This window comes from Bradyrhizobium sp. P2_E8 (genome assembly GCF_056403875.1).
In genome coordinates this window covers 1-1,408 of sequence record NZ_JBFUES010001423.1, presented here as the reverse complement: position 1 = coordinate 1,408, position 1,408 = coordinate 1, and the positions used below count along the sequence as shown (strand labels likewise).

2 protein-coding genes are annotated in these 1,408 nt (G+C 68.6%); one reads left to right on the top strand and one right to left on the bottom strand.

Features of this window, described 5'->3' with window-relative positions; translation table 11 throughout:
* A partial coding sequence (locus AC1D00_RS41060) for a citrate/2-methylcitrate synthase (protein WP_477014638.1) occupies positions 1–347 on the bottom strand: 347 nt, incomplete at its 3' end.
* A 78-nt stretch (positions 348–425) separates the two neighbouring features.
* On the opposite strand from AC1D00_RS41060, the gene AC1D00_RS41055 reads away from it, so the two are divergent.
* Positions 426–1,408: citrate/2-methylcitrate synthase (locus AC1D00_RS41055; protein WP_477014637.1), on the top strand; the 983-nt coding region annotated here is incomplete at its 3' end.

Below are 1,408 nucleotides of genomic sequence, written 5' to 3'. Positions count from 1 at the left end.
TCATGTTCCAGCCCGTGCTCGGCGCGAAGGCCCGCGACGGCCGCGCGAAACCCGTCGACGATCCCCATGCCGTGCGTCGCCGGCAGCAGCTCGGCGAGCCGCGCGAAGGCACGCTCGCGTGCGGCGCCCAGGCTCGCCCGCACATTGGCCTCGCTCAGCGAGGTCTTGCTGGCGCCGTTCCAGAGCCGGGCGGTGACGCCCTCAAAGCTCGATTTGGCGGCCAGCCGGCCGACATGCTCGCCGGCGATGATCAGCTCGCCGCGCTCGCCGTCGACATGGCTCAGCACGGTCTCGGCCGCGGGGACGCCGTCCAGCCCGATCTGGCTCTTGGTGAGGTGGATGTTCATGGCCCAAATCTCCTGTTCTACGCACGATAAAAGTCGGGCCTCTCGACAGATTGATCAATCTTGATTACATAAATCAATATGAAAAATTCCGATGAGCTCTACCTCTCTGCCCGGGAGGCCGCCGCCGAGCTCGCGATCTCGCCGGCCACGCTCTACGCCTATGTCAGCCGAGGCCTGATCCGCTCCGAGCCGACGCCGGATTCGCGCAAGAACCGCTACCGCGCCGAGGATGTCCGCGCCCTGAAGGAGCGCCGGGTACCGTCGCCGGAGCCGCGGGGGCTGCGCAGCTTCGATGCCGACCTGCCGGTCATGGACACGGAGATCTCGACCATCACCGAGGAGGGTGCGATCTATCGCGGCGTCAATTGTGTCGATCTCGCCGAGAACGACACGCTGGAGCACACGGCGACGCTGCTCTGGGACGTCTCCGGCGTCGATCCGTTTGCGCCTGATAATCAGCCCGAGATATCCGAGGAGATGCGCACGATCGCAGGGGCCGCGCGGCGGGCGGCGCCGATCGACCGCGCCATCGCCGTGCTGGCGCTGGCCGCGAGCGCCGATCCGCGCGCCTTCACCCGTGCACCCGATGGCCGCGCGATGGTCGGCGCGCGCATCGTCCGCCTGCTGGTTGCAACCATGCTCAATGCGGAAGCCTCGGCCGAGCCGTTGCATCAGCAGGTCGCGCGCGTCTGGGCGGCGGACAACAAGCACGCGCCCGATCTGATCCGCCGCGCGCTGGTTCTGCTCGCCGATCATGAACTGAACGCCTCGACCTTCACCGCGCGCTGCGCGGCCTCGACCGGCCTCAATCTCTACGACGCCGTCATTGCCGGCCTCGCCGCGCTGAAGGGGCCGAAGCATGGCGGCGCCGGCGTGCTGGCTTCGCAGCTGGTGAAAACGCTGGTCGACCGCGACGTCGCTCCCGTGGTGCGCGAACGCGTCGCGCTCGGTGAGCGCTTCGCCGGCTTCGGCCACGGCGTCTACAAGCGCGGCGATCCCCGCGCGCAATCGCTGCTGAATGCGCTCTCGCGCGCCGGCGCGCCGCGCAAATTCACGCGCGA